The sequence below is a fragment of the Oceanobacillus bengalensis genome (assembly GCF_003628445.1).
GTDB lineage: Bacteria > Bacillota > Bacilli > Bacillales > Amphibacillaceae > Oceanobacillus > Oceanobacillus bengalensis.
In genome coordinates this window covers 48726-65393 of record NZ_RBZO01000002.1, presented here as the reverse complement: position 1 = coordinate 65393, position 16668 = coordinate 48726, and the positions used below count along the sequence as shown (strand labels likewise).

13 protein-coding genes and 1 pseudogene are annotated in these 16668 nt (G+C 37.5%); 3 read left to right on the top strand and 11 right to left on the bottom strand.

What is annotated here, in order from left to right; genetic code table 11:
• The first annotated feature begins 142 nt into the window (after positions 1-142).
• The gene (locus D8M05_RS01985) at positions 143-2155 is read left to right on the top strand and encodes a penicillin-binding transpeptidase domain-containing protein (protein ID WP_183072679.1); all 2013 of its coding nucleotides are present in this window, start codon (positions 143-145) and stop codon (positions 2153-2155) included.
• A 663-nt stretch (positions 2156-2818) separates the two neighbouring features.
• On the opposite strand, the gene D8M05_RS01980 is transcribed toward D8M05_RS01985, so the two are convergent.
• The 4 genes from D8M05_RS01980 to D8M05_RS01965 all read right to left on the bottom strand — a co-directional run bounded on the left by D8M05_RS01980 (position 2819) and on the right by D8M05_RS01965 (position 5787).
• A complete protein-coding gene (locus tag D8M05_RS01980) occupies positions 2819-3262 on the bottom strand; it encodes an IDEAL domain-containing protein (RefSeq protein WP_121128130.1) in 444 nt (147 codons plus the stop codon).
• A 105-nt stretch (positions 3263-3367) separates the two neighbouring features.
• Positions 3368-4399, bottom strand: a complete 1032-nt coding sequence (locus D8M05_RS01975; RefSeq protein WP_121128128.1) for a hypothetical protein — start codon at positions 4397-4399, stop codon at positions 3368-3370.
• A 264-nt stretch (positions 4400-4663) separates the two neighbouring features.
• On the bottom strand, positions 4664-4846 hold the full coding sequence (locus tag D8M05_RS01970; RefSeq protein WP_121128126.1) for a cold-shock protein: 183 nt from the start codon (positions 4844-4846) through the stop codon (positions 4664-4666).
• Between the two features lie 68 nt (positions 4847-4914).
• On the bottom strand, positions 4915-5787 hold the full coding sequence (locus D8M05_RS01965) for a LysR family transcriptional regulator (protein WP_121128124.1): 873 nt from the start codon (positions 5785-5787) through the stop codon (positions 4915-4917).
• 169 nt (positions 5788-5956) lie between these two features.
• Between D8M05_RS01965 and D8M05_RS01960 the strand changes: the two genes are divergently transcribed.
• Complete coding sequence (locus tag D8M05_RS01960) at positions 5957-6979, top strand: YeiH family protein (RefSeq protein ID WP_121128122.1); 1023 nt, start codon at positions 5957-5959, stop codon at positions 6977-6979.
• 156 nt (positions 6980-7135) lie between these two features.
• Here D8M05_RS01960 and D8M05_RS01955 read toward each other — a convergent pair whose 3' ends face one another.
• Together D8M05_RS01955 and D8M05_RS01950 are read right to left on the bottom strand one after the other, a co-directional pair.
• Positions 7136-7873, bottom strand: coding sequence for a Cof-type HAD-IIB family hydrolase (locus D8M05_RS01955; RefSeq protein ID WP_121128120.1), 738 nt, complete (start codon positions 7871-7873; stop codon positions 7136-7138).
• 16 nt (positions 7874-7889) lie between these two features.
• On the bottom strand, positions 7890-9077 hold the full coding sequence (locus tag D8M05_RS01950; RefSeq protein WP_121128118.1) for an MDR family MFS transporter: 1188 nt from the start codon (positions 9075-9077) through the stop codon (positions 7890-7892).
• Between the two features lie 208 nt (positions 9078-9285).
• Here D8M05_RS01950 and D8M05_RS01945 point away from each other — a divergent pair.
• Positions 9286-9693 (top strand): annotated as a pseudogene (locus D8M05_RS01945) (SLC13 family permease); the annotation flags it as partial.
• Positions 9694-9784: 91 nt separating this feature from the next.
• Here D8M05_RS01945 and D8M05_RS01940 read toward each other — a convergent pair.
• From D8M05_RS01940 to D8M05_RS01920, 5 genes are all read right to left on the bottom strand, one after another.
• Complete coding sequence (locus tag D8M05_RS01940; RefSeq protein ID WP_121128114.1) at positions 9785-10996, bottom strand: MFS transporter; 1212 nt, start codon at positions 10994-10996, stop codon at positions 9785-9787.
• Between the two features lie 180 nt (positions 10997-11176).
• A complete protein-coding gene (locus D8M05_RS01935) occupies positions 11177-11638 on the bottom strand; it encodes a chemotaxis protein CheW (RefSeq protein ID WP_121128111.1) in 462 nt (153 codons plus the stop codon).
• Between the two features lie 17 nt (positions 11639-11655).
• Entirely contained in the window at positions 11656-13701 is a 2046-nt protein-coding gene (locus tag D8M05_RS01930) for a chemotaxis protein CheA (protein ID WP_121128109.1), read from the bottom strand.
• Between the two features lie 273 nt (positions 13702-13974).
• The gene (locus tag D8M05_RS01925; RefSeq protein ID WP_121128107.1) at positions 13975-14436 is read right to left on the bottom strand and encodes a chemotaxis protein CheX; all 462 of its coding nucleotides are present in this window, start codon (positions 14434-14436) and stop codon (positions 13975-13977) included.
• Between the two features lie 396 nt (positions 14437-14832).
• Positions 14833-16527, bottom strand: coding sequence for a methyl-accepting chemotaxis protein (locus D8M05_RS01920; RefSeq protein ID WP_121128105.1), 1695 nt, complete (start codon positions 16525-16527; stop codon positions 14833-14835).
• Positions 16528-16668: the final 141 nt, after the last annotated feature.

Here is a 16668-nt window from a genome sequence, read left to right as displayed (position 1 = left end):
AGTCGTTGGGCGCTGGAGCTAGACATCGGGAAAACACACATTTAAACAAAGTCACCTGTGATTAAACAGTGTGACTTTTCCTTTATGCAGTCACAAATTAGGCATGGTATACTGAAGAGAACACGATTGGAGGTTCAAACTGTTGAAGAAAATCAGCTTATTCTTATTATTAGTCATTTTTTTAACGGCTTGTTCAGACGACCAAGCTACACCAAATGACCGTTTCGAGGCCTTCGTAAACGATTGGAACGGGCAGAATTATGAACAAATGTATGGATTTTTCTCAAACGAGGCGAAAGAGACCTTTTCAGCTACAGATTCCGTTGAAAGAACACAGAATGTCTATGAAGATATAGGGGCAACGAATATCGAAATTGCTTTTGAACCAATAGAGGAAGAAGCGATTGAAGTTGCTTTTGAAGAAGGTTCAGCTACCATTCCTTTCTCTGTAGGTATGGAAACAATTGCAGGGCCAATTTCCTTTGATTACGAGGCAACTCTTACCCTAGAGGGCGAAGAAGAAGAGAAAAATTGGTTTATTAACTGGGATTCTGGGTTTATTTTCCCAGAAATAAAAGATGGGGCTGAAATTCGTTTTAGCACCACTACGCCTACTCGTGGTGTAATTTTCGATCGTAACGAAATGCCATTAGCACTAAATGATGAAATATTTGAGGTAGGAATTGTGCCTGAAAAGATGACCGGGGATGTCGAACAGTCGAAGAAGAAAATTGCAAACTTACTTGGGATGAGTGTAGAAAGTATTGATAAGAAACTTAATGCAAGCTGGGTTGAGCCAGATCTCAATGTTCCGATTGCTACAATCACGAAAACAGATGAAGCATTAATCAATAGTTTAGTAGAAGTGGGTGGTATTGGTCTAAGAACGACTACCGGTCGTATTTATCCAGCAGGAGAAGCAGCTGCCCATCTCGTAGGCTATTTACGAACAATCCAAGCAGATGACTTCGAAACATTTGAAGAAAGCAAGTATGGCGCGAATGATTTGATTGGTGCTAGAGGACTTGAGCGGTTATATGAAGAACAGCTTAAGGGCGAGCAAGGGATCAAAATCTATGTTTCAAATGGAAACGAAGATGATGAGATTACACTTGCTGAGAAACCTGTAAAACATGGAGAAAACATCAGACTTACGATCGACATCAATGTTCAAGAGAAATTATTCAACTCCTACCAAGATGATGCAGGTACAGCGGCTGCAATTAATCCAAAAACAGGTGAAACCTTAGCACTTGTTAGTAGCCCATCCTTCGATCCAAACGAAATATTGTATGGTACATCAGCTGATATATGGGAAAAATGGGATAACGACGAAGATCAACCATTAATTAATCGGATTGTTACTCCTGTCGCTCCAGGCTCTGCATTTAAACCAATTACAGCAGCAATCGGACTTCATAATGGTACAATCGATCCGAATGAGGGATTTGAAATTAATGGATTAACGTGGAGCAAGGGACCAGAGTGGGGAGATTATGAAGTAACAAGAGTCTCAACTTCAAACGGTCCAGTTGATTTAAAAGACGCGCTTATTCGCTCAGATAATATTTACTTTGCAATGCAAGCAGTTGAAATGGGAGCTGACGCATTTGTAAGTGGCTTAGAACAGTTTGGATTTGGTGCTGATTTCCCATACAGCTATGCCGTTACAGCATCATCAATATCCAATAGTGGTAATTTAGATGATGAACTTTTGCTAGCGAATACAAGCTATGGTCAAGGCGAAATCTTGATGACTGCGATACACTTAGCAACAGCCTATACTTCTTTCTTAAATGATGGAAATATGATAAAACCAACTTTCTTGGCAAGTGAAGAAACGGCACAGGTGTTACAGGAAGGTTTAATCACTCCTGAGCAAGTAGATATCATCCAAGACGCACTCCGAGCAGTCGTAACGGATGGAACAGCAAAGAAAGCACAAGCTGCGGATTTCCCGATTTCCGGGAAAACAGGCACCGTGGAATTAAAGCAAACACTTGATGAATCTGGTGAGGAGAATAGTTGGTTTGTTGCATATCCAACCGATGACCAAGATATTTTAATTGCTATGCAAGTAGAGGACACTCATAATAAAGAATCTGGCCTTGCTGTACAAAAAGTTACTGATGTATTAATGGACTACAAAAAATAATGTGAAAGAGGCTGGGAAAAAAGAAATTTAGTAAAGAAAATCCGAACGATAAGTTTAAGTCCTCCATTAAATTCAAATTAATGGAGGACTTCGTATAAACTGCTGACTAGTGAAATTCAGTATTGTGCAAAACAAATCGTTCCGGAAACACACTTCTCTTCCACGGGCGGCTGGTGAGCCTTCTTCGTGCTAACGCACTACGTAGTCTCACCTAGGCCTATCCTCCCGTAGGAGTCTACGTGTGTTTCCTCCACTGAGTTTAAGTTACTAACCATTATCTCCTGCGATATGGAAAGTCAAAAGCATTGTACTACCTCACCAGTACGGGAGAGTGGAGGGCGGTGACTCCTGCGGGAATAGCACGTGTCCGAAGACCCCGCAGCGGCGTTTTTTCCGCGAGGAGGGCTGAGGCCGTGCCCGCGGAAAGCATCCGCCCGGAGCGATCCCGGACGGCGAGACTTGCTCCGATTTAAGATATTCTGAATTAAATTAGTCCGAAGTTTACATCAACTATGAACTAACATTCAATTGTAGAAAGTTAACATTCTGAGATTCCTATGCTATAATATTCGTCTTTTGATTGGAAGGTTTTAGTTTTGTCCCAGCCTCTTTTTTTCAAAAAAAAGAAGCAAGCCGATTTTGACTGCTTCTTTGGTAATTTTCTTAAAGATATTTTATTAACTCATGGAATGCTGCTTCATCATGCTCATCCAGTGCTTTATCAATCAATCTTCTCACATTCATTCTCTCAAGCTGCTCAATGATGATTGCGCTTTCAATACCATGTTCACCCATACTTTCTTCTTCTTCACGAATATAGTACGAGCCAACGATAGAATGTAGCTGCTGAAGGAAATCCGGGAGGGTGATTAATTTGGCCATGGTGAGATAAATAACTTCTTTCCCATTTTGAAATGCAAACCTAGCATCAACATTTTCCACCTTTTGGGTGCGACGATTCATTCTAATTTCATTTGCTTCAATTGGAATAAATTGATAGTCCTTTTCTTTAATTACTACGGAAAAGTACTGGTAAGCCAACACGATACGGACATATTCATTATCCGTTTTAATGTAGTAAGGCTTTAGCATTTTAACGGTTACCATCCAATCCACCTACCTAATTTTTTGAACAACATATCATAATTTTCAGTTAATTTATTTTATCGTATATTTAACGAAATAGCAAGGAATATTTACGTAGAATTTACATCACTGAACAATTTGTTCCTTGATAAACGCTGTAATATTATCTGTTTCTTTCTCTGTAAATACAACGTTTTTTTCCATTTTTTCCAAATATATTCCTGCTTCTTTCAAATCTTTCACACCTTTTTTCATAAATGCTTTATAGTTATTATTGATCTCATTAATTTGTTTTTCAAATTTTTCATCCGTTCCTGGTGTCACTGCTTCCTCATACAAATCGATAATTTCTTCTCCTTCTCTACTTGGAAAAAATTCATGTGGATCCGTGCTATCAAACATACAAAATTCGAGATCACGGACAATGACCATGTCCAAACTATTTGGGTCAAAGCTACAATGATACAATTCCACATCATAACCGAATTGTGTGCAAGCCGTCGCGACTTTTTTCATGAACGTCGACTTACCTGTACCAGCACGACCTTTAATGTAATAAACATTTTTAATTTGTTCAATGATGTGAGGCACTTCATTTACAACGCCATCCGCAGTGTTTGTTCCAAAAAGGCGGTGAGATGTAAATGCATTTCGATTTTGTTTTCTCTTATTGTGGAGAAGTTTTTGAATGAGGCTGTCCGCTAGTTTGTCAGCTGCTTTAAAATTCATCTCCGTAATATAAATTTCTTCTAAATCATCATGCACACTTAACCCAGTTTTGAAATTTTCGTAGGCTTTTTCAGTATAGAGATTGAATTTCTCTGTCGCTTCCTTATTTACATTCGGCTTATCTTTAATAAATAAACTGAGGTCAAGCTCGATTGCTCCTGCTAAATCGGGTGTTGAAAGCCTATTATTAATAATAGCGATTGATTTATCACGAATGATCACACCATCTAGATAGTTATTACTTAATGGACTTTTCAACACTTCGATCTCATTATCTTTATATGCCACAATCAAACGATTGATAATCGTCGTTTTTAACGTATTAGATGGGTGTTTTAAAACAATAATTTGCTTTATATTTTCCACATTGCTATCGAGATAAGTAACAAATCCCTCTGCAGTATTGCCGCTAACGTAATATGTTTTCAACTAGACACATCCTTTTTAAACGTTCTTTATTAAAATATGATAAAAATACGTATTGGGTGAATTCGAGGCAAGAAAAAATAAAAAATATCCCTTATTAGAGCCTATTCTTATCTGTTAGTTGTTATCACAGAAATAACGTAAAAAACACTGATTCTTGGTCGAATCAGTGCTTTTACAGAAGCTATAGAAAAAGATGTCATAAGCGCGACACCATACCTGTACGAAACATTATATTTAGCTTCAAAAATCTGGAGATACTGTTTCCTACTTAATCTCGGGAAGTACTCGTACTTCTCGTCCCATTGTCGATTGACATAGTGGACAGGATGGTTCTTCTTCAAAACTAAATGATTCCCTCATCCAACCTTGGCAATCATCACTAGTACATGACCAAATATTTGTTTCCACTTCTGGTACTGGTTCTTTTGGACCACGAGAAAATGACATGAAAGCATCCCCTTTCCATAATACATCCTATTATACGCCTTTCAAATGAATAAAGAAAGGCCGCACACCTAATCAAGCCATGACATAACTAAATTTTCAAATACTTGAAATGCTTTTGAATGAAATTCATGATGGTTCTTAATGATAAAGAATTGGCGCCTGATTGGAGTTCCTTCTACATCTAATTTTACAATCCGATCTAACTCTAATTCCTTCTTAAAGGTTAAATCAGAAAGCAAACTGATTCCAAGACCAGACTCCACTCCTTCTTTAATTATTTGCGTACTACCTAATGTTATGAGACGAGCTGGTGAAATATGATAACTTTCAAAAAATCGTTCCAACATTTTTCGAGTACCCGAACCTTCTTCACGAATAATCCAAGTCTGCTTTTCTAAATCCTTATATGTACGTATTAATAAGGGTTGCCTACTACTTGAAATGATATACATCTCATCCGTCCAGAAGTCCTTTGCTTGTATTTGCGGATGGGAGAATTCCCCTTCAATTAAACCAATATCAATTTCATGCTGAATCAGTTTTTTTCCAATATCCTCTGTGTTTCCGATTGACACGATTGGAATGATATCGGGGTATTGAAATTGCAACTGAGCCAATATTTGCGGTAGAAGATATTCCCCAATCGTATAACTAGCACCTATCTTCAGCTCTCCACTAGGTTTATTTTTCAAATCAGAGACAAGCACACGCATTTGCTCATAATTCCTTGAAATCTTTTTTGCATATTGATAAACAATATTTCCCGCTTTATTTACTTCTACATATTTATTCGTTCTCTCAAGCAACTTAGTGCCGAGCTCCTTTTCTAAAGACTGAATATATTGACTTACTGCTGGTTGTGACATATGCAACGCTTCCGCCGCTCGGGAAAAATTTCTATTCTCTACTACTTGGATAAATACGTTTAGGTGTTGATCCATTGGTGTGCTCCTTTCTGGGAATATTGGATGTGGAGGGTGAACGAACAACTTATTAGAATCCGTTCTTTTTATAAGTAAACCTTATCATAATGATAATTATAATTTATTTTTCTTATAATAAAAACAAATTTATAATAAACACTAGTTGTTACTGAAAGGGGCTGTTTACATGTCCTTATTATCAAGGAATGCAGACTACTGGAAGAAATTATATTTAGGAATTGGTTTTACATTTATCATTGCGTTATTCGGGTCCTTCCTTTCTCTTATCCCAGGATTTAATCAGGCAGGCCCACTAGCCTGTGCTATCATTTTAGCCATCATATATCGACAAGTTTTTGGTTACCCTGAATTTTTACGGATTGGAATTCAATTTTCATCCAAATATTTATTACGCTTCGCAATTATTTTATACGGTTTAAAATTAAATATCGATATTATTTTGACTGATGGATTAGGACTTCTAGCTAAGAGTGCTGTTACCATTATTTTTGCCATTCTTGTTACAATGTTTCTTGCAAAATTATTTAAAGCAAATTCGCGAATATCCTTATTATTAGGTGTGGGTACTGGGGTTTGTGGAGCAGCAGCAATCGCAGCAGTTGCACCAATTGTACAGTCGGAAGACGATGACACAGCGATTAGCGTGGGGATTATCGCTTTAGTCGGTACTGTTTTCTCTATTATTTATACGATCTTCATGCCTATTTTACCGATAGCTGATGTACAGTATGGAATTTGGTCAGGGCTCAGTCTCCATGAGTTAGCACACGTTGCATTGGCTACCGAACCTGCTGGAGAAGAAGCACTTGCTATGGCTTTATTGGCGAAACTCAGCCGTGTTTTCTTACTTGTGCCACTTTGTTTTCTATTCATATTTTGGATGAAAAACCGCCGTCGAACTTCTTCAACAGATAAGAATGCAAAAGTAGCATTTCCATGGTTCTTGTTGGGATTTGTTGCAATGAGTTTGTTTGGAAGCTTTGTACTGGGAGATGTTATTCCTGTAACAGCTGGGTTACTGGATGGGATTAGTTTTGCAACAACCTTTATCTTAACATCGGCTATGGTCGGTCTTGGTCTTAATGTTAATTTGAAAGAAGTAAAGACAAAAGCACTCCGTCCGCTAGCTGCAATGGTTACCGCATCAGTGTTGGTATCCGTTTTGATGTATTGGGTGGCTGGCATTTAATTGATTGTTGGAGGTTGCAGGTGATGTTATATTACTTGCAGCTTTTGATTTCTTCGCCTCATCTGCTGATAAACTAGATTCTATCCATAGCTTCACACACATTTACGCAACATCAAAATAAGCCCCGCCAATCCAGCGGGGCCCCACCAATCTTAATCAAACTAAAACAAACTTCTCTATCGCTTTTGCAACACCATCATTATCATTCGTATCGGTAACAAACTGGGCAACTTGTTTAATCGCTTCTTGCGCATTCCCCATTGCAACACCAATACCTGCTTCTTGAATCATTTTAATATCATTCAAACTATCACCACATGCCATTACTTCATCCATCGTAATCCCGATTTTCTCACAGACGAATGCTAAAGCCTGTGCTTTACTAACTCCTTTTGGATTAGCTTCTACATTTGTTTCCAATGAATTTGTTAATTCTAATTCCTCAAAATAAGATAGTTCTTTTACCATTTTATCTAGTTTGTCTTTTTCATCCGACTGGCAACCAAACTTCAGCCATTTATAGTCATAAAAGTTGTCTGGAGCTTCATTATAGAAGACACCTTCTGTGGAAATCATCCACATAAAGACACCAATTTCTTTTCCAGTGTTCCATAGTTTTTCAATCGTTTCAGTCGCAAGCAAATGCTGATCGAGTAGCTCTTTTTCCACCGTCCATATCTCCCCACCATTGGCAGTAACAAGATAGGATTTTAGTCCAAGTTCTTCAGCAATTGGATGACAATTCCCGATGCCTCTTCCTGTGCTAAGTACAACATGGATGTCTCTGTCCAACGCTTTTTTAATAACCGATTTCGTTGCTGTGGAAACCTTATGATCGGTCGTTAACAATGTTCCATCCATATCTAAAGCGATAAGCTTGATTTCTTTTGTCATGATAACACTCCTTAACTTAATTTGTTTGTTTTTCACCTTCACCTTTTCCAAATCGTTCAAATATCGTTGTCGTTACAAATGGAATAAATAATAGTGCAATAACAACATAGAATAATACTTCCATATTGGTCGTATCAACGATAAATCCACCTAGAACAGGTCCAATCATTCTCCCTACTGCTGCAATACTATTGACAAGCCCCTGATAAAAACCAGAGCGTCCTTTTGGTGCTAACTCGTTTGCGAGCGTCGGGAAGGCTGGCCACATCAACACTTCACCCAATGTTAGAATGACCATCGCCACAGCAAACATCGTAAAATCTCTTGCAAACATGGCAATTAAGAATGAAATAATCATTATCACGGTGCCAATATAGATATGTGCTTTTACAGAAGTAACCTTACCCGTTATCCATTTTATCAAAGGTTGAGAGAAAACGATAAGGAAACCGTTTATCGCCCATAAAGTACTATATTGTTCCAGTGGAATACCAAGATCTTGCGTGTATGGCGCGATGGTTGCTTGCCACTGGGTGTACGCAATCCAAACAACTAAAAATCCACTACACAAGACCAACAAAGAAACAAAAGCAGATTTATCCTTAATCTCCCCTCTTTGTTCAATGACAGATGTGTGCATTTGCCTGTCACGCGCATTATCAAAGTCCTTAAATGTAAACAACACAATGAAAAAGAATACAACAAACAAAATAGCATTTGCCATAAAGATGTAGTCAAACGAAATACTTGCAATATATCCACCAATCGTTGCACCCAATGCGACACCTAAGTTTTGCGCAACATAAATTGCATTAAATGTACGGCGACCACCCTCTGGCCAGAGCGAACCTGCCATTGCATACATGACAGGCCATGTTATACCTGAACCAAATCCAATTAATACAAGAAGAATGGCATAAGCTACTACACTACTATGGTAAAAAGATAACGCAACCGCTGCTACTGCCGATAGTATTGTCCCATAAAGAATTGTCTTATAGGCACTATATCGATCAAAAAGCGTCCCACCAATTAGATTACCGACGATATTTGCTCCTTGGTTAAACATTAAAATGAACCCAGCAAAAGCTAAACTTTTACCAAGTTCATTATGCATGTAAATGGTATTTAACGGCCATAAAAAAGATCCGCCAGTAACGTTAATGGTTGTCGCAATAACTAAAAGCCAAATTTCTTTCGGCATCCCCTATCATCTCGCTTCTTATGATGTTTATCTTTAGCTATTCTAATACAATTATGATAGGTTGGCAAAGGAAAAAAAGGGGAAGCCGCAAGAAAACATTGATACATGTGCATATCTTGCTCTGGATCTGTTCCACATCAAAACACACTGATTTTAATAAAAAAAAACGATTAAAGCGCTTAACCCGCTATTAAACTATCAATTATTTGGTACACAATTAACCTCATTACAAGACGTAAATCTATTAGTTGTGGTACTTATTGTTACAACACTCGTTATTTTTCTTACTGAAATAACTTCAAATACAGCAACAGCTACGATGATGTACCCGATAATGGCAGCACTTGCCGTAGCATTAGACGTACATCCACTTGTATTAATGGTTGCTGCCAGTTTAGCTGCATCGTGCGCATTCATGTTACCAGTTGCAACACCACCAAATGCCGTTGTATTCGGATCAGGTTACCTACGTATCCCTGACATGGCAAAAACGGGATTTCTATTAAATGTTGTTGCCATCGTATTAGTTACTTTAACCGTATACTTCCTTCTATCACTAGCTTTAGGAATTAATATTAATACATTCCCAGATGCATTTAGGTTAAAAAAACAGTAAAAAGAAGCTTCCATTCCATAAGATGGGAAGCTTCTTTTTTTTGACAGATAGGAAAGGATAAACTTCGCTACCTACCTTTACTTGCATGTCGTTATGCTTGCATTTTCTCCTCACCTGTTTGTACGCGCTTTGACATAACCGTAACAAACAGCAGATATAGGATTGGTAACATTCCAGCTAACAATACAACTCCATTCCATCCTGCCAATTCCCATAGTGGACTTACAGCAGAACTCCCTAGTGTTACACCAATATAGTAGGCTACTAGATACAAGCTTGATGCGCTCCCTTTGTGATGTGTTGCTTGTTCGCCGACGGATGTTGCTGTAAGGGAATGCGCGGTAAAAAAACCAAGGCATAGCACACATAATCCGACAACAATTAAAACAAGCGACTTGCTAAACGTAATAAAGGAACCCAATGCCATTACAAAGATCCCAATATTCCTAACCCGGTTTAATCCAAAGTTTCCTGCAAGCCACCCAGCTAAAGGAGAACCAACCACTCCCAATGCATAGGCAAAATACATATAGGAAATCGCTTCAAGTGATAAATTGAAAGGCTCTACTTCCAAGTGAAACGGTAAGTATGTCCACATACCAGTAAACGAAAATTGTAACACAATTCCAATACCAATTACTAAAACGAGTACTGGATTTTTTAAATGGAAGAAGAATCCCTCGATATCCCTCTTAAATGATTCATTGCTCGGTTCAAAAAAATTTGATTTTGGAAGCGTCATACATACGATAACGACAATAATGACTCCTAAGATTGCGAAAAAGTAAAAAGCATGTTGCCATGAAAAATGATCAGCAATGTATCCTGTTAGCACACGTCCTGCCATTCCACCTAAAGCATTGCTTGATATGTATAATGCAATTGCTACACCTGCACTTCTTCGTTCTATTTCTTCATTCAAATATGCTAGTGACGCTGCTGGGAGCCCTGCAAGTGCAAAACCTTGAATAAAACGAAGGATTAACAAAAGTGTAAATGAATCTGATAACGGAATAACAAAGAACGGGATTACGGATCCAATAAGAGAAAATTTTATGATCATTGTCCTACCAATACGATCAGATAAAAATCCTAAAGTAATTAAACCAAGAATCAGACCGAGAATTGTTAATGACAGCGCATAACTTGACATATTAATTGAAACCCCAAACGCCTCTACATAAAGTGGGAGTAGTGGCTGTACAACATACATCGCTGCAAAGACAAAAAACGATGCAAACGCCAAACTAACTGTAATTTTCCAAAAGTAGAAATCATGAAAGCCATACTTCCTCTGTTGCATAAATTCACTTCCTAATACCTTTTCTGTTATACAATAAAAAAGACGCTCAATTACTACTATAACACAATATTTCACGAATAGTAAAAAAAGTATGAATGCTGGCGTTTAGCGAAAGAAACTTCTTACTTTAGAAGCTGGAGACAGAAAAAGGAGCAGCACACAATATGCTACTCCTCACATCTATTTTGTTACAACACCATGAAGTTCTGCTTCTTCCTCCGAATCGATAACAGCATCTAATTCTAATAAAATCAGCAATCCTTCTTCTAATTTTGCGACACCTTTTATAAAAGTATCGTGCACTCCACCAACAATCTTTGGTGCTGGCTCTATCATTGCAACATCAATATCTTTTACTTCTGTTGCGGCATCGACGATTAGGCCAATTTGCATTCCTTGAATAGTGACAACTAATATACGAGTATCGTCGGTTGTTTCCGTTTCTTTCATTACTAATCGTTCTTTCAAATCAATGATAGGAGTCGTTTCCTCCCGAATATATGTCACACCTTTAATAAAACGCGATGCCCTAGGGACAGCCGTAATTTCCTGTAAGCGTTCAATGGAAGTGACCTGCTCTACATTCACACCAAAAGACTGGTCATGTAATTTAAAAATAATATATTTAGAACGTTCAGCCATATATATGCCTCCCAGTTTTATTTAATTAAAGCATTTGGATCAATAATTAACGCTACCTCACCATCTCCAAGAATCGTTGCACCGGAAATGGCAAATACATCTTTTAGATAACTTCCTAACGCTTTTAAGACAACCTCTTTTTGACCAATGAAGGAATCAACGATTAATCCTGTAACTTTGTCTCCTTTTTTCACAACAACAATAGCATGGTATGGGTTATCCACTTCTTCTTCACGAGGCACTTGAAAAACATCACTTAAGGAAACGAGTGGAATCACTTTTCCACGGAAGTCCATTACTTGTTTTCCATGGGCATACATAATTTTACTATCTTCTAAAAGCACTGTTTCAATAATGGATGATAACGGAATCGCATAGGTTTCTTTTTGAACTTTCACCAATAACGTAGCAATAATGGAAAGTGTTAATGGTAGTTGTATAGAGAAAATACTACCTTTTCCAGATTGTGTTTCAATGTTAATCTGCCCGCCTAATGCTTCTATTTTATTTTTAACAACATCTAGTCCAACTCCTCGACCAGATATATCAGAAACTTTATCAGCTGTACTAAATCCAGATGCTAGAATAAATTGAGCAATTTCATCATCAGATAATGTTTCAGCATGAGCTTTTGTTACTAATCCCTTTTCAATTGCTTTCGCTTGTACTTTATCACGATTAATTCCAGCACCATCATCTTCAATCTCGATAAAAACATGGTTCCCACTATGATAGGCACGAAGCTTTATTGTGCCTTCTTCTGGCTTAGCTGCTTGACTGCGAACACCTGGCAGTTCAATCCCATGATCAACAGAATTTCGAATTAAGTGAACAAGTGGATCACCAATTTCGTCAATTACGGTACGATCAAGTTCTGTGTCCGCACCTATGATTTCAAGATTAATTTGCTTGTTTAAATCTTTCGCTAACCCGCGAATCATTCTTGGAAAACGATTAAACACTTGCTCAATTGGTACCATTCGCATGGATAATATTAAGCTTTGCATTTCAGATGATACACGGCTTAAATGTTCAACTGTTTCTTTTAAATCTGTATTCGCTATCTCATCTGCTATAACTTCTAATCTACCTCGGTCAATCACTACTTCTTCAAAAATATTTAATAGATCATCAATCCGTTCCAAATTCACACGGATGGTTTTTGAAGCATTGTGTTTCGACTCTTGCGGTTGACTATTGTCTTTTGAAGGTGACACAGCAGAAGTGGCCTGTTTCTCTTTACTTTTCGCTTCTTCTTTTAGTTCTTCCATTGTACTAGGAGATGGAGTTGAAGTGAAATAGTTTATTTCAACTTCTTCTATTTCAGATACTTTAAAAATAGGAGCCTTTATATCTTCTTCCGTTTCTTTTGATACAAAGACAAAGGAAAATTGACCATTAAAACTTCCCTCTTCAATTTCTTCAACAGTAGGAATCGTTTTAATGATTTCTCCTTTTTTCTCAAGAATTTCAAACACCATATAAGCACGTGCACCCTTTAAGATGCATTCTTCGGTTAAGGTCACTGTAATTTGATAGACTGAAAACCCTTGTTCTTTTGCTTGTTGAACAATTTCCATTTGGAATTCATCTAAATCTATTTTTACCTGTGTAGTAGGTTCCACTTCTAATGTCACTGCTAGTTCTGTCACCTGATCAGAACGAGTAGGAGCTACAACTGTTTCTCCCTTTTCAACACGTTCCAAACGATTAACAAGTTCAGAGACATCCTTTTTACCATCATTTCCTTCACTAATCGAATTCACCATGTTTTCCAAATACTCAATGGCTACGAAAATAATATCGATAACCTCAGTCGTTACAGCCAATTTGCTGTTCCTTATTTGATCTAAAACATTTTCCATTTTATGTGTAAGTGATGCAATATCTTCAAAGCCCATTGTTGCAGCCATTCCCTTAAGTGTATGGGCAGAACGGAAGATTTCTTGGACAAGCTCAAGATTTTCTGGTTGCTTTTCTAGTTCGAGAATGTTGTCATTAACAGCCTGCAAATGCTCACGGCTTTCGTCCAAGAACACATCTAAGTATTGATCTGTATTCATATGATAATTCCTTTCTATAACTAGAATTTAAAAAGAAACCTGTTAGATAGGTTCTTATGATTATGATAAACCGTATAAATCGGGCACTAGACTTTTTGGTCCATGCCTTATACGCCATACGAATTCTTTGAACGAATCGAATGGATGTCTTACTACCTATTTAAATGCTAGCTGAAGTCATTTTTTCCATATCCGTATCTACTATTATTTTACTACAAAATAAGATAATTGACGCGAAAAATCTAGCATTTTCCATTTTACACGTTTATCTTATCAATCTAGTAATAAGTGAACGTTGATTTCCCCTGCATTTTCAAAGATAACGCTGATTGATAGTGCTCGCTCATAACCTGATATTGTTGTGCTTCCCTCCATAATAGAAGGTGCTGTAATGTCAGTTTGAATCCCTTGCTTTACGATATTTGTGGAAAGATTTCCAGCAATCATATTCCCCAATTCTCCACTAAACGATTGAAGCATCTCCCCTTCAACCGTCATTCCAAACATGGATTGACCAATCATACTGAATACGGAGGGTTCACCGTCGATAATTAACTTTCCCTTCACATCCCCTGTAAATCCGATCAACACACCAAAGTGAATTTTCAGGAATTTCCCTAACAGTTCTGGTTTAGAGATCTTATGTTGGATTGGTATGATTGTTTTCAGTGACGCATTTGTTCCATTCAATAAATGCAAAATTAATCGATTTCTTTCTTCAATTGATACTGACATATAAAAGCTCCTTCTGAAAAATCTCTTAGAAAATGAAGACTTAAACCAAGCCTTTGGGGAAGTTCGGTTAAAAATGCGATGTCCTTGTCGCAACACCGAACTGACCTATATCCTGCTTCCCGCTTATTCAGGTAAGCAAGTTTTTATACTTAATTACCTACAACAGTAAGGCGGGAATCATGTCATCTGTAGTAAAAATGAACTATATTCTTAATATCGGCAACATTTATCGGATTGTGAAGGTATTTTTGGCCCTTTTTTGGTGCCTGTCACTCGTCGAAATTTGTCGATTGATTCAGGAGGGTGCCAGGCTCTCAAAAAAAACAGGAGCTCCCTTGAGAGATTCCTGTTTTTTCTAAACGTAGGTGCAAACCTTTATTCCACCGATACTTATTCTTATATTTTGAAATGACGTAGTAATTCGTTTAATTCCTCGGATAATTTCGCCAATTGTTCAGCACTAGTAGTAACTTCATCCATCGAGCTACTCGTTTGCTCAGATGATGCTGCAACTTGTTCAACACCCGCCGCTGCTTCCTCTGTAACAGATGCAATTTCCTCAATTGAATGATCCATTGTTTTCGTGTTTGTTTCAATCATCGCAAGGTTATCTGATATCGTTGTAATGTCTTGAGACATTTTCTTGATGGACGTACTTATCTCATCTAGAGTCTCAGAAGTAGTTTTAATTTGCTTGGTCCCTTTTTCTACCTCAACATACCCATCTTGAAGGGATGTTGCAACACTATTCGATTCGTGCTGAATGTTCCCTACAATCGAAGTAATATCTTTTATCGAAGCAGATACTTGTTCCGCTAACTTCCGAACCTCATCCGCTACTACTGCAAAACCTTTGCCATGCTCACCAGCCCTTGCAGCTTCAATCGCCGCATTAAGTGCTAATAAGTTTGTTTGGTCGGCAACCTCTTGAATAACTAATACAAGCTTAGATATTTGCTGCGCCTCTGAATCAAGGCCTTCCACTTTCTTAACAGCATGCTTAACAAGTTGATCAATTTTTAGCATTTGCCCATTGGAGCTTTCCATCAATTTGATTCCCTTAGCTGTCATATCTAGAACATTATTTGAATATTGATGAATATTTTTCCCTCGTTCATTCGCATCACCAATTTCTCCTGAAAGTCCCTTCATCCGTGTAGCTATATCAGATGCACTGTTCGCTTGGGTTTCCGTACCTGATGATATTTCCTGCATCGTAATTGCCACTTGGTCTGTTCCAGCTTTCACTTCACCTGCAGCGTTCATTAGTTCTTCACCATGATTTGATAGTGTTTCTGATGCGGTTTGTATTTTGATTAATAAATCCTTTGTGCTACTAGTCATATTATTTGTAGCTTCAACGAGCTGACCTGCCTCATCACGAGTGGTTACTTTAAGCGGCTCACCATCTAATACACCCGTAGCAATATCTTTCATACGCACCATCACGGAATGAATTGGCTTTGTAATACTGCGTGAAGTTACAAATGGAATAATTAATGAAAGAACAAGTACAAATACCACAATAAAAATACTACTCATTAATATATCTTTCCCAGCGTTAACCATATCGCTACCCAATTCCTTGATGTTTGCCTCTCGTTCTTTCGCACTATCTTTGAAATGTTGGATGATTTCTTGTTCTAGTGGCAACACCTCTGTATTCATTAACGCAAGAGCATAATCCTTATTTCCATTCTCTGCTTCAACGATGACCTCATCCGTTAAAGTACCCCATTGCACTTTCTTATCTATAATTTCACGATTTTCTTCTGAATCATTTAATTCTAGAAGTCTTTCTTCCAATTCTATTGAATCATCTATGGATAGTGTAAATTCATCACGGAATGATGGATCATCATATAGGATATAAGCACGCATTAGCCCTGTTCTTTCAGACATGTTTAATGCCAATTGTTCATCAACAATCAACAATTCTAACTGGTGATTAATTATTTCTTCTGTATCCTTATTAATATTTATAATTGAAGCAATAGAAAAAACTGCTAAAAATAAGATTAATACGATATTCACTGCGAATCCAGCATATATTTTTGATCGAATTCGCTTGAATTGAAACTTTTTTTTCATTATATGATATACACCCTTTCTTGAAGATAAATACAATAAACCAATCTTTATATCGGACTAATATTTGTATTATGAATACAAATACAAAAACACGTAATATTACAATTAATCAGAGGTGCCTGTCACTTGTCGCTTCTTGTT

Bases quoted from the DNA above. Each gene is read 5' to 3' on its own strand.
- D8M05_RS01980 (WP_121128130.1), bottom strand. From the start codon at position 3,262: ATGGTAACCGTTAAAATGCTAAAGCCTTACTACATTAAAACGGATAAT.
- D8M05_RS01970 (WP_121128126.1), bottom strand. From the start codon at position 4,846: ATGTCATTTTCTCGTGGTCCAAAAGAACCAGTACCAGAAGTGGAAACA.
- D8M05_RS01965 (WP_121128124.1), bottom strand. From the start codon at position 5,787: ATGGATCAACACCTAAACGTATTTATCCAAGTAGTAGAGAATAGAAAT.
- D8M05_RS01960 (WP_121128122.1), top strand. From the start codon at position 5,957: ATGTCCTTATTATCAAGGAATGCAGACTACTGGAAGAAATTATATTTA.
- D8M05_RS01955 (WP_121128120.1), bottom strand. From the start codon at position 7,873: ATGACAAAAGAAATCAAGCTTATCGCTTTAGATATGGATGGAACATTG.
- D8M05_RS01950 (WP_121128118.1), bottom strand. From the start codon at position 9,077: ATGCCGAAAGAAATTTGGCTTTTAGTTATTGCGACAACCATTAACGTT.
- D8M05_RS01940 (WP_121128114.1), bottom strand. From the start codon at position 10,996: ATGCAACAGAGGAAGTATGGCTTTCATGATTTCTACTTTTGGAAAATT.
- D8M05_RS01935 (WP_121128111.1), bottom strand. From the start codon at position 11,638: ATGGCTGAACGTTCTAAATATATTATTTTTAAATTACATGACCAGTCT.
- D8M05_RS01930 (WP_121128109.1), bottom strand. From the start codon at position 13,701: ATGAATACAGATCAATACTTAGATGTGTTCTTGGACGAAAGCCGTGAG.
- D8M05_RS01925 (WP_121128107.1), bottom strand. From the start codon at position 14,436: ATGTCAGTATCAATTGAAGAAAGAAATCGATTAATTTTGCATTTATTG.
- D8M05_RS01920 (WP_121128105.1), bottom strand. From the start codon at position 16,527: ATGAAAAAAAAGTTTCAATTCAAGCGAATTCGATCAAAAATATATGCT.